At 40.7% G+C, this 19,840-nt stretch carries 18 protein-coding genes; 11 read left to right on the top strand and 7 right to left on the bottom strand.

Annotation, left to right across the window (positions count from 1 at the left end; genetic code table 11):
- Nucleotides 1-2: 2 nt before the first annotated feature.
- The gene (locus EPU_RS02950; RefSeq protein WP_010166608.1) at nt 3-1,124 is read left to right on the top strand and encodes an aldo/keto reductase; all 1,122 of its coding nucleotides are present in this window, start codon (nt 3-5) and stop codon (nt 1,122-1,124) included.
- Between the two features lie 45 nt (nt 1,125-1,169).
- Here the strand turns inward: EPU_RS02950 and EPU_RS14395 are convergent, their stop codons facing one another.
- The 5 genes from EPU_RS14395 to EPU_RS02930 form a co-directional block, all read right to left on the bottom strand.
- Complete coding sequence (locus EPU_RS14395; protein ID WP_010166607.1) at nt 1,170-1,343, bottom strand: serpin family protein; 174 nt, start codon at nt 1,341-1,343, stop codon at nt 1,170-1,172.
- Nucleotide 1,344: 1 nt separating this feature from the next.
- Nucleotides 1,345-2,412: a serpin family protein gene (locus EPU_RS11325; RefSeq protein ID WP_010166605.1), complete on the bottom strand. Its 1,068-nt coding sequence runs from the start codon at nt 2,410-2,412 to the stop codon at nt 1,345-1,347.
- 66 nt (nt 2,413-2,478) lie between these two features.
- Nucleotides 2,479-3,096, bottom strand: a complete 618-nt coding sequence (locus EPU_RS02940; protein WP_029487893.1) for a response regulator transcription factor — start codon at nt 3,094-3,096, stop codon at nt 2,479-2,481.
- A gap of 51 nt (nt 3,097-3,147) precedes the next feature.
- Complete coding sequence (locus tag EPU_RS02935; RefSeq protein ID WP_010166601.1) at nt 3,148-3,363, bottom strand: hypothetical protein; 216 nt, start codon at nt 3,361-3,363, stop codon at nt 3,148-3,150.
- Between the two features lie 12 nt (nt 3,364-3,375).
- Nucleotides 3,376-4,518 (bottom strand): DUF3810 domain-containing protein, encoded by a 1,143-nt coding sequence (locus EPU_RS02930; RefSeq protein ID WP_010166599.1) that lies wholly within the window; start codon nt 4,516-4,518, stop codon nt 3,376-3,378.
- Nucleotides 4,519-4,748: 230 nt separating this feature from the next.
- Between EPU_RS02930 and EPU_RS02925 the strand changes: the two genes are divergently transcribed.
- The 9 genes from EPU_RS02925 (at nt 4,749) to EPU_RS02885 (ending at nt 17,049) form a co-directional block, all read left to right on the top strand.
- Entirely contained in the window at nt 4,749-5,885 is a 1,137-nt protein-coding gene (locus EPU_RS02925; RefSeq protein WP_010166597.1) for a glycerate kinase, read from the top strand.
- A 21-nt stretch (nt 5,886-5,906) separates the two neighbouring features.
- The gene (gene mngA / locus EPU_RS02920) at nt 5,907-7,814 is read left to right on the top strand and encodes a PTS 2-O-a-mannosyl-D-glycerate transporter subunit IIABC (protein ID WP_010166596.1); all 1,908 of its coding nucleotides are present in this window, start codon (nt 5,907-5,909) and stop codon (nt 7,812-7,814) included.
- Nucleotides 7,815-7,917: 103 nt separating this feature from the next.
- Entirely contained in the window at nt 7,918-10,491 is a 2,574-nt protein-coding gene (gene mngB, locus EPU_RS02915) for a mannosylglycerate hydrolase (protein WP_029487891.1), read from the top strand.
- Between the two features lie 24 nt (nt 10,492-10,515).
- A complete protein-coding gene (locus EPU_RS02910; RefSeq protein WP_010166594.1) occupies nt 10,516-10,773 on the top strand; it encodes an HPr family phosphocarrier protein in 258 nt (85 codons plus the stop codon).
- A 30-nt stretch (nt 10,774-10,803) separates the two neighbouring features.
- On the top strand, nt 10,804-12,417 hold the full coding sequence (gene ptsP, locus EPU_RS02905; protein ID WP_010166593.1) for a phosphoenolpyruvate--protein phosphotransferase: 1,614 nt from the start codon (nt 10,804-10,806) through the stop codon (nt 12,415-12,417).
- Between the two features lie 24 nt (nt 12,418-12,441).
- The gene (locus tag EPU_RS02900; protein ID WP_242650841.1) at nt 12,442-12,660 is read left to right on the top strand and encodes an HPr family phosphocarrier protein; all 219 of its coding nucleotides are present in this window, start codon (nt 12,442-12,444) and stop codon (nt 12,658-12,660) included.
- Nucleotides 12,661-12,684: 24 nt separating this feature from the next.
- A complete protein-coding gene (locus EPU_RS02895) occupies nt 12,685-13,647 on the top strand; it encodes a type I phosphomannose isomerase catalytic subunit (RefSeq protein ID WP_242650840.1) in 963 nt (320 codons plus the stop codon).
- 153 nt (nt 13,648-13,800) lie between these two features.
- Nucleotides 13,801-14,847 (top strand): coiled-coil domain-containing protein, encoded by a 1,047-nt coding sequence (locus tag EPU_RS13880; RefSeq protein WP_010166590.1) that lies wholly within the window; start codon nt 13,801-13,803, stop codon nt 14,845-14,847.
- A 12-nt stretch (nt 14,848-14,859) separates the two neighbouring features.
- Nucleotides 14,860-17,049: a hypothetical protein gene (locus EPU_RS02885; RefSeq protein ID WP_010166589.1), complete on the top strand. Its 2,190-nt coding sequence runs from the start codon at nt 14,860-14,862 to the stop codon at nt 17,047-17,049.
- A 26-nt stretch (nt 17,050-17,075) separates the two neighbouring features.
- Here the strand turns inward: EPU_RS02885 and EPU_RS02880 are convergent, their stop codons facing one another.
- Nucleotides 17,076-18,452: an MATE family efflux transporter gene (locus tag EPU_RS02880; protein WP_010166588.1), complete on the bottom strand. Its 1,377-nt coding sequence runs from the start codon at nt 18,450-18,452 to the stop codon at nt 17,076-17,078.
- A 57-nt stretch (nt 18,453-18,509) separates the two neighbouring features.
- Nucleotides 18,510-18,935 carry a MarR family winged helix-turn-helix transcriptional regulator gene (locus EPU_RS02875; protein WP_010166587.1) on the bottom strand — a complete coding sequence of 142 codons (426 nt, stop codon included), beginning with the start codon at nt 18,933-18,935 and terminating at the stop codon, nt 18,510-18,512.
- Between the two features lie 368 nt (nt 18,936-19,303).
- Here EPU_RS02875 and EPU_RS14050 point away from each other — a divergent pair.
- Nucleotides 19,304-19,840 (top strand): hypothetical protein (locus tag EPU_RS14050; protein ID WP_010166586.1); only part of this gene is annotated, 537 nt, incomplete at its 3' end.

The following is a 19,840-nucleotide window of genomic DNA, read 5'->3' as shown; positions in this document are numbered from 1 at the left end:
TTATGATTTATCGAAATTTTAATGACGGTGATAGAGACCATTCATTATTAGGCTTTGGAATTATGCGAATGCCCACAAAAAAAGTGGGTGAAGACGAGGTTATAGACTATGAGCTTAGTCAAAAAATGGTTGATACTGCTTATGAGAATGGCATAAATTATTTTGACACTGCTTATGTTTATCATGGCGGAAAATCCGAAGTATTTTTGGGGGAAGCCCTCAAAAAGTATCCTCGCGAGAGCTATTTTTTGGCAACGAAACTGCCGCTGTGGCAAGCCGAAACAGTAGAAGATTGCGAGAAAATTTTTAACGAACATTTAGAAAGGCTTCAAACAGACTATATCGATTACTATTTATTTCATGCTGTTGACAAAAACAAAGTTGAAAAAATCAAAAATTTAAAATTACTAGATTGGGTAGATCAAAAAAAGTCAGAGGGCAAAATTAGACACGTATGCTTTTCATTTCATGGGGATACCGATTGTCTACAAGAAATGCTAGGTCTCTACGATTTCGCATTCTGCCAACTTCAAATCAACTATGCTGACTGGAACAAATTCAATGCTAAGAAATTCTATGATATAGCAACCAAAGCCAATACTCCAATAGTTGTTATGGAACCTGTGCGCGGCGGTATGTTAGCGAATCCGGCACCAGAAGTTCAAGAGATTTTACACGCCAAAGATCCTAATTTATCCAATGCAAATTGGGCCTTTAGATTCGTTGCCAATCTCCCTAATGTTAAGTTAATCTTGAGCGGAATGTCCACAATGGAGCAACTCGAAGATAATCTAAAAACTTTTGCAACCGAAGACTCCGCATCGCTATCAACTTCCGATCAAAACACTCTGGACAGAGCAATAGACATACTAGATAACTTGAAAAGTATTCCATGTACTGCTTGTCAATATTGCCTACCTTGCCCAGTGGGTGTACAGATTCCTACTTGCTTTGAAAAATATAACACAGCCAAGATTTTCGGACATGCCAATTATAAAGCAATTTCAGAAGAGGGGCGCGCTGATAACTGCATTCAATGCCAACAATGCGTATCCTTGTGTCCGCAGCAAATTGATATTCCTGAAAGACTTGTCGAAGTTGCAGAACAATTCAAAGACCAGTAACAAACAAAAGCTCCCTCTTACAACTTGGGGAGCTCATACATATTTTTATTTAATATTATTTACTGCACCCATAAACAATGGCAAATTAGTTTGTTCATCCATAATCATAAAGAAGAATGGCCTATCTAGATACACTTCTTTAATTTCTACAGGCATCGACATCGCGTTCATTATCATTACAACTGTGGCCGCACTAGCAACTGTGCCGTTCTCATCCACATCAATAGTTGTATATGCAACACATCTCTATATACAATTTGCCCACATCCGACGTCCCCATCAAACTAAAGTCCGCATAGTCTCGATCAAAGGCTAACGGCATTCCCAACGACATCAATATATCTCGCAGTTCCACATCATAATCGAAGGCAAATTTTGGCATTTTTGTATTGACAGATGTGCGCACCGGATTCTTCACAGCTTCAAGCACTGCAGGCATATCCATACTTGCAATAAACCCATCTAAGCTCTCGTTTGGAAGCAATGCGACAAATGAATACTTAAAGTCTTCGTAATATTTTTTAAATCCAATAGCGTTATCTAATTTTATATAAAAGTTTTCGCTACTAGACATAAACTCTACATTTTGAACTTCTCCTGCAGAAGTGGTAAACGTGTCCTCCGCAATAGAATATTCCGAATATGGCTCTCTCCATTTACCTTCAAACGCCAACGCATTGACCAAGCACATCACAGTATCTGGCTCAAACGGCTTCTTAATCATATTTTCAATAAGCCCCATCGTGTGTTCCGCAATCCAATCATTTACTAGCAAATAAGTGGACTTTAAGAAAGGTAGCTGATAAACTCCCGCCGAATAAATGGTTTCGCTAGTTTTTAAAAATGAATCTTCTATATGCACATGCTCCGCATCATTAAACCATATTGAGTTTGCAATGCTAAGCGTCTCTTGCAATGTCGCTCCATAGTCTTGCAAGAACTCATTTAAGGTTTCAACATCAGTTCCCATTACAGTTTCCATTTGAGTTCGCGTATCTGCGGCAGCTCCGTTGGCTGTCATACCCAAGGCATATGCTATCGACAATGGTGATATTGATAAATTTTCGTTATCATCAACCGTTTTGAGAATGCTGGCGCCTAGGTTTGCTATTGCTGCTGTACTCTGAGCCGCGATTTCACTTTTGGTCATCTTTTCTGATTCTGGCATAGTGTTTTCCTCTTCTACTTGAACCTCGATTTTGATAATCTCTTCTTTTTCAGTATTTTCAGCATATACCGAAGGTGCTAGCATAGCTAAAACTCCCCATAATACAATTGCTTTTTTCATAAAATTCACTCCTCTAAGATATAATACAACTTTAGACGCGTATTCTGCAGTATTGTTCCCAAATACTTAACTTGCCCACTTATATCCGCCTTCAACAATTTTAATGCGATCGGCCTCGCCCAATTTGCTTCGCAGCTTTGCRATATTATTGGCTAAAAGTTTATTGCTAACTTGCGCTGCCCCCCACACTGTCCTTTCTATCACATCCCGCGCGACATCCTCTCCTTTGTGTTCTAATAATAACCTCAACATCTTATGTTCTACTATTGTCAAAACCAGCCGCTTGTTATCCAGGTAAAAATTTTTCTTTGCAAAGTCATACCGAAACTTCTTCTTTGCCACTTTTTTTAGCTCGCTATTTACCACGGCCCGTAGCAGATCTACCTTAAATGGCTTTACTATATAGTCATCTGCTCCACGCTCTAATGCCGAAATTTCGTCATACTCCGCATTATCTTCGGCCAATATAATAACATTAATAGTGCTATTCTTTTTGACTTCCTTCAAAAAATTTATCCCCATTTTATTTGCAAAGCCCAGCAACAATACGTGTATATCTACATTTTTCAAAATTTCTCTTGCTTCTGCTACTGTTACGGCTTGATGGACCCCGCTTCCAGCTAACGCCACAACAATTTCCTCGCTCAATAATGTGTCGTATTCTACTATTAAAATTTTCCCCATAGTTTCCTCCACAAAAAAAGTGGAAAGCGATCACTCTCCACCTGGTGCTTCTTACAAATCACTCAAATAGTCACGTGCAAACTGATCATTAAGCTCAGCCGGAAAAACTGGGTTTAAATCCGCATCTGCTGCTAGATCTAAAAACACTTCATTCAGACTTTCGTTATATGGATACAGCGGTTCTGAATTATTTCCATATAGATTTGGAGCCACTAAACTATCTAGGGCTACCTGATCTAACATGCTCATTTTATCAACTGTTTTCATAATATTGTCTCCTTAAGCAAAATATTTGGCGTAATATGCTAATAACAACTCAACAACTTTTCCGTAGTTTGCTGTCCCCGAGTGAACTCCGTTCGACTTTAAGAAGGTGTTGTTTACAGAATCTGCCATTTCCTCTATATCTCCTTGATACTGATCCCAAAAAGCATTACAATAATCCAAATCTCGCCTTACACCATCTGACATTTGCTGATTGAGGCTTCTCAGTTGCCCAAAGTCTGCCTTAGCGATCGCATTACTAGTATATGCTATTGCCAGCAGATATCCTGAATATTGAAAATCTGCATGTGGATGTCTTTCGCAAGTGATAAAGGCAATGAAGTTGCATTGATCTTCGAAACCAAATCCTCGTTGGTGCCCCATTTCGTGACACGTAGTTGACGGAATATAGATCGCGGGGATCGCCACGTTTACATTTGGTTCACCAGTAAATGGCGAATAGATTCCTGTTACCGATGCGTAATTTAATAGATCTGAAACAGCCATCGGCTTGGCTTGACCATAGTCTCCTCCAAGCTCTTCAAACACCGACTCCAATGCCACAAACCCCAACGGCGCTCTAGTAAAAATATTCTGATAGTCACCATACATTTGCGCAATACCGTTCTCGTCTTCATCTAAAAACTCTCTCACTGTTTCTGCACGTTTAAGTAAATGAACGTATAGTGCTCCCAATTGTTCTGTAGTATATTCGCCTATTACCAGCCCATGACCCAAGCCAAACTGCGGCCGCTTGTAGTTAAGCCCCCATAGCAGCTCAAAGCTCGAGAACAGCAGTGCCGCTATCAATACTATATTTAGAACAAATCTTCCTAACACTATATAGAAATACCTAAAATGTCGAATCAAGTTATATATCGTTACCAATACATACCATATTAAAGATATTGCTAGCAAAAACACCAACACTTCAAAAACCGAAAACGGTAATATTCCAAAGCTACTACTCAAAAATTCTATCGTTATTTTATTAATCTTTAACGAATAAAATTTTTCCCACCATATCGGATTGTCCGCATATGCMTGTAAACATATCATCGAAATAGGTACTAAAAGCAATAGCCATAATTTAATTTTTGTTGACTTTTCCCAGCGCATTCGCGACTCATTAGGCTTTGTTGATTTTTTTATTTTCATATTATCGCCTCTTCTTTATGATACGTAAAATCTACCAAATTATAAGCATTTTGCAATAATGGATAAAATTGCATATTGACAGTGCAGCATCTTTTTCCTATAATATTCATGTAAAAATTTTACACATTTTACATCTATAGCATTTGTATTACATATATAATATTAATGTTGTATATATAGTATTAATTTAGGTCAAACTAAATTGAGATTTAAACTTGGAGGTGATAATTTTGAAAATAGTATTTGCATCTGATTCATTTAAAGGTTCTTTGGACGCAAGTGAGATATGTGAAATCGGTGCGAAGGTTGCAAATGAAATTTTTGATGCGTGTGATATCATCAAAATTCCTATGGCAGACGGCGGCGAAGGAACCGTTGATGCTTTGATAGACGCAATGGGTGGCGAATTAATCGAATGCGAAGTAAAAAATCCTTTGCACCACAACATCATGGCTAGCTATGGTAGATTTGGCAACTCGGCAATAATGGAAATGTCTGCGGCATCTGGAATTACTCTTGTGTCTGATGCTGAACGCGATGTTCTAAAACAAAGCACGTTCGGAACCGGGCAAATGATTTTGCATGCTTTAGAAAATGGTGTTACCGATATATACATCGGCATTGGTGGAAGCGCCACTAATGATGGTGGTCTTGGCTTCGCTGCCGCTATCGGTGTGGAATTTTTTGATGTGGACGGTAATATCATTGAACCGTTTCCACAAAACTTCGAACAAATTGCCACTATAGACGCGACTCATATAAATCCCTTAGYACTGGCAGCAAATATAACTGTTATGTGTGATGTAACCAATCCTCTTTTGGGAGACTCGGGTGCGACACATGTATTTGGCAAACAAAAGGGCGCAGATCCCGATGCTCGTAAATTTTTAGAAGCTGGGATGACTCATTATATCGACATTGCCGAAGCGGCTGTTGGAAAAGTTGTACGTTACGAAARYGGCGCYGGAGCTGCTGGTGGACTAGGTGCCGCATTAAAATTATTTGTCGATGCGAACATGTGTTCTGGRATTGCGACCGTACTAGATATCGTAAATTTTAAAGATAAAATCTCTGGCGCCGACTTAGTCATTACCGGAGAAGGTCAGATGGACCACCAAAGTGCTTTTGGAAAAGTTCCTAGCGGCGTTGCAGGTGTCTGTACAGAACTGGGGATTCCTTGCGTTGCTATCGTAGGAGGCATGGGAGAACGAGCAGAAGAGATGTTAAATTTTGGCATTTCGGCCATTGTACCTACCATAAATTCGATAATGCCCCTTTCGTATGCGCTAGATAACGCTGCCGAGCTATACGCTATGGCTCTTAGGCGTACATTGGGTCTTATAAAAGTTGGTACTACAATTAATTAATAGAGTGGAGGAATATATAATATGGAATTATCTAGATTAACCAATGAGAGCATGATCTTTTTGAACATGCCTTATTCTACAAAATCAGAAGTAATCGATGCGATGGTTAAAGCATTATTTGATAACGGTAAAATTACATCGATCGAGGACTTTACTGCGGCTATTTATGACCGCGAAGCAATATCAGAAACCGGTATCGAAAACGGTTTGGCTATCCCTCATGGAAAAGCTGACTGCGTTGCRGAAGCGGCTTTTGTTATTATGACCACCGAAGGAATCGTTAGCGATTGGGAAAGCATCGATGAGGATAATGAAGTTCAGCATATCGTGATGTTAGCGATCCCAAAAAGCGAAGGGGGTAGTACTCATCTAGACTTGCTAGCAACTTTAATGGAACGAATGAGCGACGAGGATTATGCTACCAAATTATTTAGTTCTAAGACTGTATCAGAACTTTACAACAATCTTGATAGTGAAAATACACAAGAAGAACAACACATCGAATACACCAAGTCTATTGTTGCTGTTACTGCTTGCCCTGCTGGGATTGCTCATACATATATGGCTGCCCAAGCTCTCGAAAAAGCCGGCAAAGAGTTGGGTGTTAAAGTTTACGTTGAAAAACAAGGTGCTAACGGAATAGAAGGCAGACTTACTACAGAACAATTACAAGAAGCTGATGCGGCGATATTCTCTGTAGGTGTTGCTGTAAAAAATATCGAACGCTTCAACCATTTGCCAATTACCCAAACTTCTGTTGCAGAACCGCTAAAAGATGCAAAGTCCATTATCAATCGCGCATTAAAAAAGGCCGAGACTCACGAAAAAGGTTCTTTTGATGCGTCCACTCAATCTCCTCAAAAATTAGGTCTTGGAGAAGAGATTAAACAAGCTGTAATGACCGGTATCTCTCACATGGTTCCTTTTGTTGTTGCAGGCGGTATGATTTTGGCTTTCGCTGTACTTATTAGCCAACAATTTAATCTTGTGGAAGAATATAACACCGCGGGGCACTGGCTTAATTCATTTAGACAACTTTCTGGCGGATTGCTAGGCACTCTCTTAGTTCCTGTTATGGCTGCATACATGGCATTTGCAATTGGTGAAAAGCCTGCATTAGTTTCTGGTTTCGCTGCCGGATTTGCTGCAAACCTCGTTGGCGGCGGATTCTTGGCTGGTATGCTAGGCGGTTTGATTGCTGGTTATAGTGTTCGATATATGAAAAAGATCATTCCAGCAAAAGGCCCGTTTTCAGGATTTATCAGCTTCTTTATCTACCCCGTAGTAAGCGTAATATGGATTGGCATTATAATGTTCTTTGTTATCGGAGAACCTGTTGCTTTCATAAATCTAAAGCTTACAGATTTCCTTAGAGATCTTCAAGGCACCAACGTTATTATTTTAGGTATTGTAATCGGAATCATGACTTCGTTTGACCTTGGTGGCCCAGTAAATAAAGCTGCTTATGCATTTTGTGTTAGCGTTATGCAAGAGGGCGTTCTAGTTCCTTACGCTATCTTCGCATCTGTTAAGATGGTTTCTGGATTTGCTATTACAATGACTACTTTAATCGAAAAAGAATCATACACCACCGAAGAGCTGGAGGCTGGTAGAACTACTTGGCTACTCGCACTAGGAGGTATTACAGAAGGTGCCATTCCATTTATGATGAAGCATCCTCTTCAAGTTATGACGTCGCTTTGTACTGGTTCTGCAGTATGTGGCGCTATCGTTGCATTTGCAAATGTAGGTCTAAATGTTCCGGGAGCTGGAATTTTCTCTATGTTCCTTCTTGATTATTCTACTACCGGTCTATCTCCAACGTTCGGAGCTGCAATTTGGCTAGGCGCGGCTATTGTCGGTGCGATTGTGTCCACCGCTATTCTTGTTCCTCTTATGAGACGAGATAGAGCACGCGGAAAAGCCTAATATTTCCATTAACCCCTCTGCAATATAGAGGGGCAATACATACCTCCCAGACACTCGCTCTGCTGGAGGTACAAAAATAACAACATTAGGAAGGTGCTTTGCTATGGCAAAACATGTACACGTTATTCCACATATGCATTGGGATAGAGAGTGGTATTTTACCACAGAAGAATCACGAATTTTATTAGTTAACAATATGGACGAAATTTTAGAACGATTGGAGACTGATGAAAACTATTTATACTATATGTTAGATGGTCAAACTGCTATTTTGGAAGATTACTTTGATGTAAAGCCCGAAAATTTAGAACGAGTTCGCAAATTAGTACAGCAAGGAAAATTAATCGTAGGTCCTTGGTACACTCAAACCGACGAAATGGTTGTTGGCGGTGAATCTATAGTTCGCAACCTTTTGTATGGCCTTAAAGATTCTCGCAAATTCGGCGAGCCCATGATGATTGGATATCTCCCAGACTCTTTTGGACAAAGCGAAAAGATGCCTCAAATTTTAAACGGCTTCGGAATCACTCGATCTATTTTTTGGCGCGGTAGTAGCGAGCGTCATGGCACCAATAAGCAAAACTTTTTCTGGGAAGGCAACGAGGGTGGCAAAGTTTTAGTTCATCTTCTTCCACTCGGATATGCTATAGGCAAATATCTCCCTGCAGAAAAAGAAGCTCTCGCAAAACGAATGAGCAAGTATATGCCTGTTCTCGAACATGGTGCGGTAAACGATGAAATTGCCCTGCCAAATGGTCACGACCAAATGCCTATTCAACAAAATATTTACCAAATTATGGATACTCTCAAAGAAATTTACCCAGATAAAACTTTTTTCTTAAGCAGATACGAAAAGATCTTTGATGAACTCGAAAAAGTTCCAGATCTTGATACTATAAAAGGCGAGTTGCTAGATGGAAAATACATGCGCGTCCATCGTAGCATCTTCTCTACCAGAGCCGACTTAAAAAGCGATAATACTCGCATCGAAAATAAGATTACCAACATCCTCGAGCCTCTTGCTAGCATTGCTCACAAACTTGGTTTCTCATACGAACATGGTCTTGTAGAAAATATTTGGAAAGACATTATGAAAAATCATGCTCATGATTCTATCGGTTGCTGCTGCAGCGACAAAGTGCACCAACAGATTGCCGACCGCTTCTTTTTGGCGGAAGATAAAACAGATGAGCTAATTAAATTTTATAAGCGCAAAATCACTGATGCTATCAGTCAAGAAATTACTTTAGATAAGCTTACCGTATTCAACCTTCTTCCTTATGAGCGAGACAATTTAGTCGATGCGCAAATCATAACTAAGATGAAAAACTTTGACTTAGTAGACGAAAATGGCAAGAGCTACGATTTTACTGTAACCAAAACTGAAATTGTAGATGCCGGGCTTATCGACAGACAAATCGTTCATTATGGCGACTACGATCCATTTGTTCGATACTATCTAAATTTCGTAGATGTCATTCCTGCTATGGGATATAAAACATTCCTCATCAAAGAAAAAGATGGAGCCGTTGCTCAAACAGCTTCTACACTAGTTTCTGCTGCAGAAAACGAATTTTTTAAGATCTCACTTAATACCAACGGCAGTTTTAATATTACAGATAAGCTTGCCAACATAGAATATCCTGCAGTTTTGATGATCGAAGATGGCAGCGATGACGGCGACGAATACGATTTTTCAGAGTTAGAAGACGACTTTATCGTAACTTCCAAAGATGCTATCGCAGAAACAAAAATCGTTAATTTTGGCCTCCAATCTATTGCTGTTGCCAAATTTGAGATGTGTATTCCAAAAGATTTAGACAGTCGCAAATCAAAAGTCTGTGATAGCAAGATGGGCATCGAAATTTCCGCCAAACTATGCGCAAAGTCAAAAATCATCGATTTGGAAATTAACATCGATAATCAAAGCAAGGATCACAGAGTTCGCTTACTAGTACCTCAGGGAATCGCATCATCGTTCTCTGTTTCCGATAATCAATTCGGATCTATCAAACGCCCTGTAGTCGACTCAGCCATGGCTGTCTGGGAGCAAGAAAAGTGGGATGAACGCCCAGATTCTATATACCCGATGCTTTCYTAYGTTGCGTCAGATAATTCTACCGGCCTTGCCGTTTTAACAAATTCTGTTCGCGAATTTGAATTTATTGGTACTAATTTTGACACTATTGCCATAACTTTATTTAGAGGTGTAGGTTTCTTAGGCAAAGAGAATTTATATCGCCGACCAGGTCGTCCTTCTGGTATTAAGATGGCAACTCCAGATTCTCAATTACTAGGGAAACTGCATTTCGAACTAGCGTTAGCCGCAAACGATCCGCATCTTGCTCGTACTGCAAAAGAATATTTAACCCCCCTTGTTTGGTATAACAAAATGCCTTATAATGCCATGAAGCTAAATGATGCACCATTTGTTGCACCTTATAATTTCAGCATGTTCACTATCGCAGATTCAGACTTCGTTTTAAGCGTATTAAAAAAAGCAGAAACTGAAGACGGTTACATTTTACGTGCGTACCAAAGTTCTGCAGAYGARGTTGTTATCAATCTACAAGGAATTGCCATCGAGTACGAAACAAACTTGAATGAAGACAAGATAAATGGACAGACTAAAATTATCTTACCAAAAAACATTGTTAAGTCATATTTTTTAAAATAGTCAATTATAAAGGAGCAAATAAAAATGAAAACTTTTGATTATGTAATTAAAGATGCACTCGGAATCCACGTTAGACCAGCTGGCTTGCTATCTAAAGAAGGCAAAAAATTTAAGAGCACTATTACCATAGAAAAAGGCGGCAAAAGCGCTAATACAAACAAGTTGATGGCTATTATGGCTCTTGGTGTTAAAACCGGCGAAACTGTTACTGTAAAAATAGAGGGCGAAGACGAAGACGCGGCATTTGACGCAATCCAAACCTTTTTTGCCGAAAATTTATAATTAACTTTTAAAATCAAGGGGGTAAATTTTATGGATGTTTATATGGGAAGCATTGCCTCTAAAGGTATTGCTATTGGCACTATTAGAGAGCTTGACAAAAAAGATAACACTGTTAGACGCATATCTATTACAGATCCTGAACGCGAAATTTCCAGATTTCATAAGGCTCAGCAAATAGCTATGGTACAACTTGATGATTTATATGAACTAGCAAAAAAAGAAGTTGGAGATGAGAATGCTTTAATATTTGATGTTCATAAAATGATGCTCGAAGACGAAGATTATAACGAATCAATAATCAACATTATTCAAACGCAGAAGGTTAATGCCGAATATGCTGTTGCACAAACTTCTGACAACTTCGCTACTATGTTTGCCAATATGGAAGACGAGTATATGCAAGGCCGAGCTGCAGATATTAGGGACATTTCCGACCGACTCATTAATGTATTATCCGAACGCGAAGACAACGCTTTAACTTTTAATACTCCGTGTATCATTGTTGCCGACGATTTATCTCCTAGCGAAACTGTTCAAATGGACAAAAGCAAAATTCTAGGATTTGTAACTCGTAAGGGCTCTGTAAACTCTCATACAGCCATTCTATCTCGGACGATGGCTGTTCCAGCGTTGGTTGGTGTTCCCGTTCCTATCAAAGTAAATGGACAAAAGGCTATTATCAACGGTTTTGATGGCAGTCTTTCAATATCACCTACCCCTGAAAAAATTACTATAGCCAAAAAACGTCTTGCAGTAGAAAACAAGCAAAAAGAACTGCTTGCCGAATATAAAGGCAAGGAAACTATCACTAAATCTGGTAAAAAAATCAATTTATATGCAAATATAGGTTCTGTTGGAGATGTCGGCTTAGCTTTGCAAAACGACGCAGAAGGAATCGGTCTATTTAGGAGCGAATTTTTGTATCTCGAACAAAGCAATTATCCAAGCGAAGAGCTTCAATTTAAAACTTACAAACAAGTTGCCGAGATGATGGGTGGTCGTAAAGTTATCATCAGAACCATGGATATAGGTGCAGATAAACAAATCGATTACTTCAATATAGAGCCCGAAGAAAATCCTGCTTTAGGATATCGCGCCGTTAGAATTTGTTTAACTGAGGAAAGCATTTTTAGAACGCAGTTACGCGCTCTAATACGCGCAAGTTACTTCGGCAATATTTCTATCATGGTGCCTATGATCACATCTGTTTGGGAAGTTGAGCGCACCAAAGAAATTATCAAAGAAATAGAAGCCAATTTCACCAAAAAAAATATTCCGTTTGGTAAATATGAATTTGGAATAATGATCGAAACGCCTGCAGCTGTCATGATTGCCGACCAACTTGCCCCGTTGGTAGATTTCTTCAGCATAGGCACCAACGACCTGACTCAATATACAATAGCTATTGACAGACAAAATCAGATGCTAGAGCGCTTCTATGATCCTCATCATCCTGCAGTACTTCGAATGATCGAAATCATTGCTGCTACTGGTCAACAATATGGAATTTGGACCGGGATATGTGGTGAATTAGCCGCTGACGAAGAACTCACTGAAACATTTGTAGAATATGGAATCAACGAGCTTTCTGTTTCTCCTGCTTCTATATTTGCAATTCGAAAGATTATTCGTGATTTAGATTAGGAGGTATTTTTCGTGGAAATATTTATGGTTTCGTTTAGTACAATTCAAGATGTTCAAAAATTTGTGGCAGCAGTCAATATGATCGACAGTGACTGCGATTTGGTCGCTAGTCGCTACGTTGTTGACGCCAAATCCATTCTCGGTATATTAAGCCTTGATATTAGCAAACCAATTGAACTTCGCATTTATTCATACAAAGACGAAATGAAACAACTTCTCCAAGATTTTATTGTAGAAGAGTAATATCTCTAACGGACATGGATTACTGTGTCCGTTATTATTTTATATTATAAGGAGACTACTATGATCGCAAAACTAACACCCGCCTTTAAAGACTATTTATGGGGAGGCAAGAAATTATCTGAAACATACGGCAAAGCTTTTGATGGTGACATATTAGCTGAAAGTTGGGAATTATCTTGCCACCCAGATGGCGAAAGCGTCCTCGCAACCGGACAAGATGCCGGCCAAACCCTACAGACCTGGCTCTCTAATCATCCTGCGGCTCTGGGTACCAATTGTGCCAGGTATGCCAGCTTTCCTATTTTAATCAAATTTATCGATGCGAAGCAAAATCTATCTATTCAAGTTCATCCCGATGACGACTACGCCATTGCTTATGAAAATGACAACGGCAAAAACGAAATGTGGTACATCGCCGAAGCCGAACCCGATGCTTTCATCTACTATGGCTTTAACCAGACTCTTTCCAAAGCTGAATACGAGCAACATATAGCAAATGACACCATCCTAGACGTTTTAAACAAAGTTAATGTTACCGCCGGTGATTGCTTTTTCATAGAGGCAGGCACTGTCCACGCAATCGGCGCCGGATGTCTTATAGCTGAAGTCCAGCAATCATCCAATGTCACCTACCGCGTATATGATTTCGCTAGACGTGGGGCCGACGGCAAGCTTCGAGAGCTCCATGTTGCCAAAGCTGTTGAAGTTTCCACCCTAGCACCAGCTGTCAATGTAGCAAAAAATTCCGACCTTCTTGTTGATTGCCAATATTTTGCTGTGCGCGACATTAAGTGTACCGACCTGGCTACGTTCACTGCCAATGAGACGAGTTTCCACTCTCTTCTAGTTCTCGAGGGATCTGGATCAATCGATTCTACAACAGAAACGCTCAACTTCACAAAAGGGGATAGCATCTTCGTTGCCGCCGGTACCGGAAAATATAATCTACAGGGAGATTTCCATGCTCTTCTAACATATATTTCGTAGACATCGATCACTACCATCGATCTAACTTTACCCACTATTTCAGACGCGATTTCATTCGCTATTTCAGAAGAGGCTTCTCTCGCTATTGCAGATGAAGCTTCTTTCGCTATTGCCGATGAGGCTTCACTAGCTGTTGCCGATGCGGCTGTCGATGTGGCTTCTCTCGCTGTTGCAGATGCGGCTGTCGATGAAGTTTCACTAGCTGTTGCAGATGCGGCTGTCGATGTGGCTTCTCTCGCTGTTGCCGATGAAGTTTCCGATGAGGCTTCACTAGCTGTGGCAGATGCAGCTATCGATGAGGCTTCACTAGCTGTGGCAGATGAAGTTTCCGATGAGGCTTCGTTAGCTGTTGCCGATGAAGTTTCCGATGAGGCTTCGTTAGCTGTTGCAGATGAGGTTGCCGATGAGGCTTCACTAGCTGTGGCAGATGAGGTTGCCGATGAGATTTCACTAGCTGTTGCCGATGCGGCTGTCGATGAGGTTTCACTAGCTGTTGCCGATGAAGTTTCCGATGAGGCTTCGTTAGCTGTTACAGATGAGGTTTCCGATGCGGCTTCTCTCGCTGTTGCCGATGAAGTTTCCGATGAGGCTTCGTTAGCTGTTGCAGATGAAGTTTCCGATGAGGCTTCACTAGCTGTTGCCGATGAAGTTTCCGATGAGGCTTCACTAGCTGTGGCAGATGAAGTTTCCGATGAGGTTTCACTAGCTATGGCAGATGCAGCTATCGATGTGGTTTCACTAGCTGGTGCAGATGCGGCTGTCGATATGGTTTCACTAGCTGTTGCCGATGAAGTTTCCGATGAGGTTTCACTAGCTGTGGCAGATGCGGTTGCCGATGAAGCTTCACTAGCTGTTGCCGATGAAGTTTCCGATGAGGTTTCACTAGCTGTGGCAGATGCGGCTGTCGATGTGGCTTCTCTCGCTGTTGCCAATGCGGCTGTCGATGAAGCTTCACTAGCTGTGGCCGATGAAGTTTCCGATGAGGCTTCACTAGCTGTGGCAGATGCAGCTATCGATGAGGCTTCACTAGCTGTTGCAGATGAAGTTTCCGATGAGGCTTCACTAGCTGGTGCCGATGAAGTTTCCGATGAGATTTCGTTAGCTGTTGCCGATGAGGTTTCCGATGTGGTTTCACTAGCTGTGGCAGATGCAGCTATCGATGAGGTTTCACTAGCTGTGGCAGATGAAGTTTCCGATTAGGTTTCACTAGCTGTGGCAGATGAAGTTTCCGATGAGGCTTCGTTAGCTGTAGCAGATGCGGCTGTCGATGAAGTTTCACTAGCTGTGGCAGATGAAGTTTCCGATGAGGTTTCACTATCTGGTGCAGATGCGGCTGTCGATGAAGTTTCATTAGCTGGTGCAGATGAAGTTTCCGATGAGGCTTCACTAGCTGTGGCAGATGCGGTTGCCGATGAAGCTTCACTAGCTGTTGCCGATGCGGCTGTCGATGCGGCTTCACTAGCTGTTGCAGATGAGATTACGGATGAGGCTTCACTAGCTGTTGCAGATGCGGCTGTCGATGTGACTTCTCTCGCTGTTGCCGATGCGGCTGTCGATGAGGTTTCACTAGCTGTGGCAGATGAGATTACGGATGAGGCTTCACTAGCTGTTGCCGATGCGGCTGTCGATGTGGCTTCACTAGCTGTGGCAGATGAAGTTTCCGATGAGGCTTCACTAGCTGTTGCCGATGAGGTTTCCGATGTGGTTTCACTAGCTGTGGCAGATGCGGCTGTCGATGAGGTTTCGTTAGCTGTTGCCGATGCGGCTGTCGATGTGGCTTCACTAGCTGGTGCCGATGAAGTTTCCGATGAGGCTTCACTAGCTGTAGCAGATGCGGCTATCGATGAGGCTTCACTAGCTGTGGCAGATGCGGCTGTCGATGTGGCTTCACTAGCTGTGGCAGATGAAGTTTCCGATGAGGYTTCACTAGCTGTTGCCGATGAAGTTTCCGATGAGGTTTCACTAGCTGTGGCAGATGAAGTTTCCGATGAGGCTTCGTTAGCTGTGGCAGATGAAGTTTCCGATGAGGCTTCACTAGCTGTGGCAGATGAAGTTTCCGATGAGGCTTCACTAGCTGTGGCAGATGAAGTTTCCGATGAGGTTTCACTAGCTGTGGCAGATGAAGTTTCCGATGAGGCTTCGTTAGCTGTGGCAGATGCAGCTGTCGATGAGGTTTCACTAGCTGTTGCCGATGCGGCTGTCGATGTGGCTTCTCTCGCTGTTGCCGATGAAGTTTCCGATGAGGCTTCACTAGCTGTGGCCGATGAAGTTTCCGATGAGGTTTCACTAGCTGTTGCCGATGCGGCTGTCGATGTGGCTTCTCTCGCTGTTGCCGATGAAGTTTCCGATGAGGCTTCACTAGCTGTTGCCGATGAGGTTTCCGATGAAGCTTCACTAGCTGTGGCAGATGAAGTTTCCGATGAAGCTTCACTAGCTGTTGCAGATGAAGTTTCCGATGAGGCTTCACTAGCTGGTGCCGATGAAGTTTCCGATGAGGTTTCACTAGCTGTGACAGATGAAGTTTCCGATGAGGCTTCGTTAGCTGTTGCAGATGCGGCTGTCGATGTGGCTTCACTAGCTGTTGCAGATGCGGCTGTCGATGTGGCTTCTCTCGCTGTGGCAGATGCGGCTGTCGATGTGGCTTCACTAGCTGTTGCAGATGCGGCTGTCGATGTGGCTTCACTAGCTGTTGCAGATGCGGCTGTCGATGTGGCTTCTCTCGCTGTGGCAGATGCGGCTGTCGATGTGGCTTCACTAGCTGTTGCAGATGCGGCTGTCAATGAGGTTTCACTAGCTGTGGCAGATGAAGTTTCCGATGAGGCTTCGTTAGCTGTTGCAGATGCGGTTGCCGATGTGACTTCTCTCGCTGTGGCAGATGAAGTTTCCGATGAAGCTTCGTTAGCTGTTGCAGATGCGGCTGTCGATGTAGCTTCTCTCGCTGTTGCCGATGCGGCTGTCGATATGGTTTCACTAGCTGTTGCCGATGAGATTACGGATGAGGCTTCACTAGCTGTGGCAGATGAGATTACGGATGAGGCTTCACTAGCTGTTGCCGATGAAGTTTCCGATGAGGCTTCGTTAGCTGTAGCAGATGCGGCTGTCGATGTGGCTTCACTAGCTGTTGCCGATGCGGCTGTCGATGTGGTTTCACTAGCTGTGGCCGATGAAGTTTCCGATGCGGCTTCACTAGCTGTTGCCGATGCGGCTATCGATGAGGTTTCACTAGCTGGTGCAGATGAAGTTTCCGATGAGGCTTCACTAGCTGTGGCAGATGAAGTTTCCGATGAGGCTTCACTAGCTGTGGCAGATGCGGCTGTCGATGTGGCTTCTCTCGCTGTTGCAGATGAAGTTTCCGATGAGGCTTCGTTAGCTGTTGCAGATAATAAAAAAACTGCATCCTGATTTTTGACTTCAGAATGCAGTTTCGTTTATACTGCCGGTACTACTTCCGGTATAGCTCTTGCTGTTTGAGATCGTATCTCTTTAATTACTACTACTGCTGTGATTAGCGCTGTTAGCCCGTCTGCTATAGGTTGCGAAAACCAAATTCCTGTTAGTCCAAATATTCTTGGCATTATCAACATGAGTGGTATTAGCAAAATTACTTGTCTGAGTAGACCTAGTATCATCGCCGATTTCGCTTTGCCTATTGCTTGGATATATTGTGACCCCAACATCGCAGGTCCCATCAATGGCATCATTATTGTATATTTTCTTAAGCCCTCTACTGTCATCGCAACAAGTTCTGGGTTATTTCCAGAGAATGGACTTACCAATGTTTCTGGAATAATTTGCATTATTGCTACTACGACAAGTAAGAAGACAAATGTAAAACCTGCGCTTATTTTTAATGTTAAGGTTGCGCGGTCGTATTGTTTTGCCCCGAAGTTAAATCCAATAATCGGCTGAGTTCCTTGGGCAACTCCAATAATCGGCGTTACCATCATTAATACTATCGAGTTTATTGTAGCGAAAGCACCAATTGCCATGTCTCCGCCATAAGTTCCTAGCGCATTGTTACAAATAATTTGAACCCCACTCATGGCCACCTGCATAGCAAATGGCGCAGACCCAATCGCTAACATCGGAAATACATATTTTCTAGCAAGCTTTAAACCAGACTTGTGAAATGATAAATTAGATTTTCCAGCAAAATAATATCCTAGTGACCATGCCGCTGTTACAGCTTGTGAAATTATCGTTGCCCATGCCGCACCTGCTATACCCATTCCAAATCCAAAAATGAAAAGAGCATCTAGAATTATATTGAGGAAGCATCCTGTGGCCATAATTATTGCAGATAACTTTGGATTTCCATCGCTTCTTATTAAGTTCGTCATAGATCCCGCTGTAATATTAAACACACTACCAATTAATATAACTTCAATATATTCTTTTGCAAACGGCAAGCTGTCTGGACTTGCACCAAACATTGAAAGAATAGGGTTTACAAATACTAAACCAATAACACTTATAGCTAAACCAGATAAAATACACAACGAAATTGCATTACCCAAAATCCCTTCGGCTTGATCTTTGTTATTTTCACCTAACTTTATCGAAATATTTGTTGCTGCACCGATACCTATTAACAAACCAAACGCCATTATAATGGTCATTATTGGTAAAGTTACTCCCAAACCACTAATCGCTAAATGCCCAACTCCCGGAATATTTCCTATAAACATTCGGTCTACCACGTTATATAGTCCATTTACCATCATTCCAATAATCGCAGGCAGTGAATACTTAAATATTAGTTTTCCAATTGACTCTGTCGCTAATAACTCTTGATGTTTTCCCATAAGATCCTCCTATTTTATTTTTATTCTATTTCATTTTTATTCTATTTCATTTTTATTCTATTTCATTTGCGAATGATTACAAATTTTAGCTAGCAAATTGATGAGTGTATCTTTTTCACTTACTGTTAAGGCATCATTAAACACATTGTCTAGGTCACGAAACGCATTTATGATATTTTCATGCTCGGCAATAGCACGCTCCGTTACGTAGATTCCATATGTTCGTTTATCGTTAATACGCTTTTCGCGTCTGACATATCCTTTGTCCTCAAGTTTTTTTACCGCTCTTGCGGTAGTTGTTTTATCTATTACAAGTTTGTTAGAAAGTTCTTCTTGACTTATTCCTTCGTATTTAAAAATTTGTTCTAAAAATGTAAATTGACCACACCCAACGTCTTCTTCTGCCAATTTGCATTGCAAAAACCTTATACTTTTTCTGTAAATTTGAGATAAATATCTATTTATGCTTCTATCATCTTTCATAGAATTCCTCTCTTTTACTATTTTACTATTTTACTATTTTACTGCTTTACTATTTTGTTGTAATAATTGTAGCACAAATTAGTTGTATATGCAACTAATTTTCACCTTTTCGTAACATTTGTTATAAAATTAATTAAAATTAACCTTAATTTATTATTTTTGTTATTATATATAAATTAAATTTAAAAAAATACTTCTGTAAATTATATAAAACAACAAAAAGACTCACTATAGTTAACGAATTTTTTGTCTGCTATTTTTATCTACTATTTTTGTCTACTGTTGTAATTAAAAACATTTCTACTGTTCTATAAATATCTGTCATAAAATAAATTATAACCATATTTATAGCAAAGGAGAGAGATATTATGACAATACCCGGAATCTTTTTAATTGTATTCGCAATACATAATTTATTATTTTTTACAACAATCAATAAACTTATTAAATTTAATGGCTCAAAGAATACATTTTACACAATTGTAATAATACTCACAATTATCGCTGGTCCTGTCAGTACTGTATTTATTTCATATTCTATGATAGCTGTATACGCATTTATAATAGTAGTCTATAGCTTATTTATCATTATATTTTTTCAAGGAAATTTCTTCTTAAAGTTGGCCACTGCTTTATATATGCCTATTAACATTATGGCACTAGTAATGATTTTAAACGCATCTGCTGGCTTAATACTTGATACCAGTATATGGCACATTATGTCCACTAGCAGTTCACTATACTTAATACGCATCGCGGTTTGTTCGATACACTCCCTTTTTCTACTAACAATATCAAAACTAGTTCCCCAAAAATATTACAGAATTTATATAACTCACCCAACCCGACTTAAATTATTTTTATTTTTGGAAGTTTGTATTATTTTATGCCTAATTACTAACACC

Origin of the sequence: Candidatus Epulonipiscium viviparus (genome assembly GCF_000171335.1) — a bacterium.
GTDB lineage: Bacteria > Bacillota > Clostridia > Lachnospirales > Cellulosilyticaceae > Epulonipiscioides > Epulonipiscioides viviparus.
Note: the sequence above shows the minus strand (reverse complement) of the source record. Positions and strands in the feature narration are given on the sequence as shown.

Bases quoted from the DNA above. Each gene is read 5' to 3' on its own strand.
- EPU_RS02950 (WP_010166608.1), top strand. From the start codon at position 3: ATGATTTATCGAAATTTTAATGACGGTGATAGAGACCATTCATTATTA.
- EPU_RS11325 (WP_010166605.1), bottom strand. From the start codon at position 2,412: ATGAAAAAAGCAATTGTATTATGGGGAGTTTTAGCTATGCTAGCACCT.
- EPU_RS02935 (WP_010166601.1), bottom strand. From the start codon at position 3,363: ATGAAAACAGTTGATAAAATGAGCATGTTAGATCAGGTAGCCCTAGAT.
- EPU_RS02910 (WP_010166594.1), top strand. From the start codon at position 10,516: ATGAAAACTTTTGATTATGTAATTAAAGATGCACTCGGAATCCACGTT.
- ptsP (WP_010166593.1), top strand. From the start codon at position 10,804: ATGGATGTTTATATGGGAAGCATTGCCTCTAAAGGTATTGCTATTGGC.
- EPU_RS02900 (WP_242650841.1), top strand. From the start codon at position 12,442: ATGGTTTCGTTTAGTACAATTCAAGATGTTCAAAAATTTGTGGCAGCA.
- EPU_RS02880 (WP_010166588.1), bottom strand. From the start codon at position 18,452: ATGGGAAAACATCAAGAGTTATTAGCGACAGAGTCAATTGGAAAACTA.
- EPU_RS02875 (WP_010166587.1), bottom strand. From the start codon at position 18,935: ATGAAAGATGATAGAAGCATAAATAGATATTTATCTCAAATTTACAGA.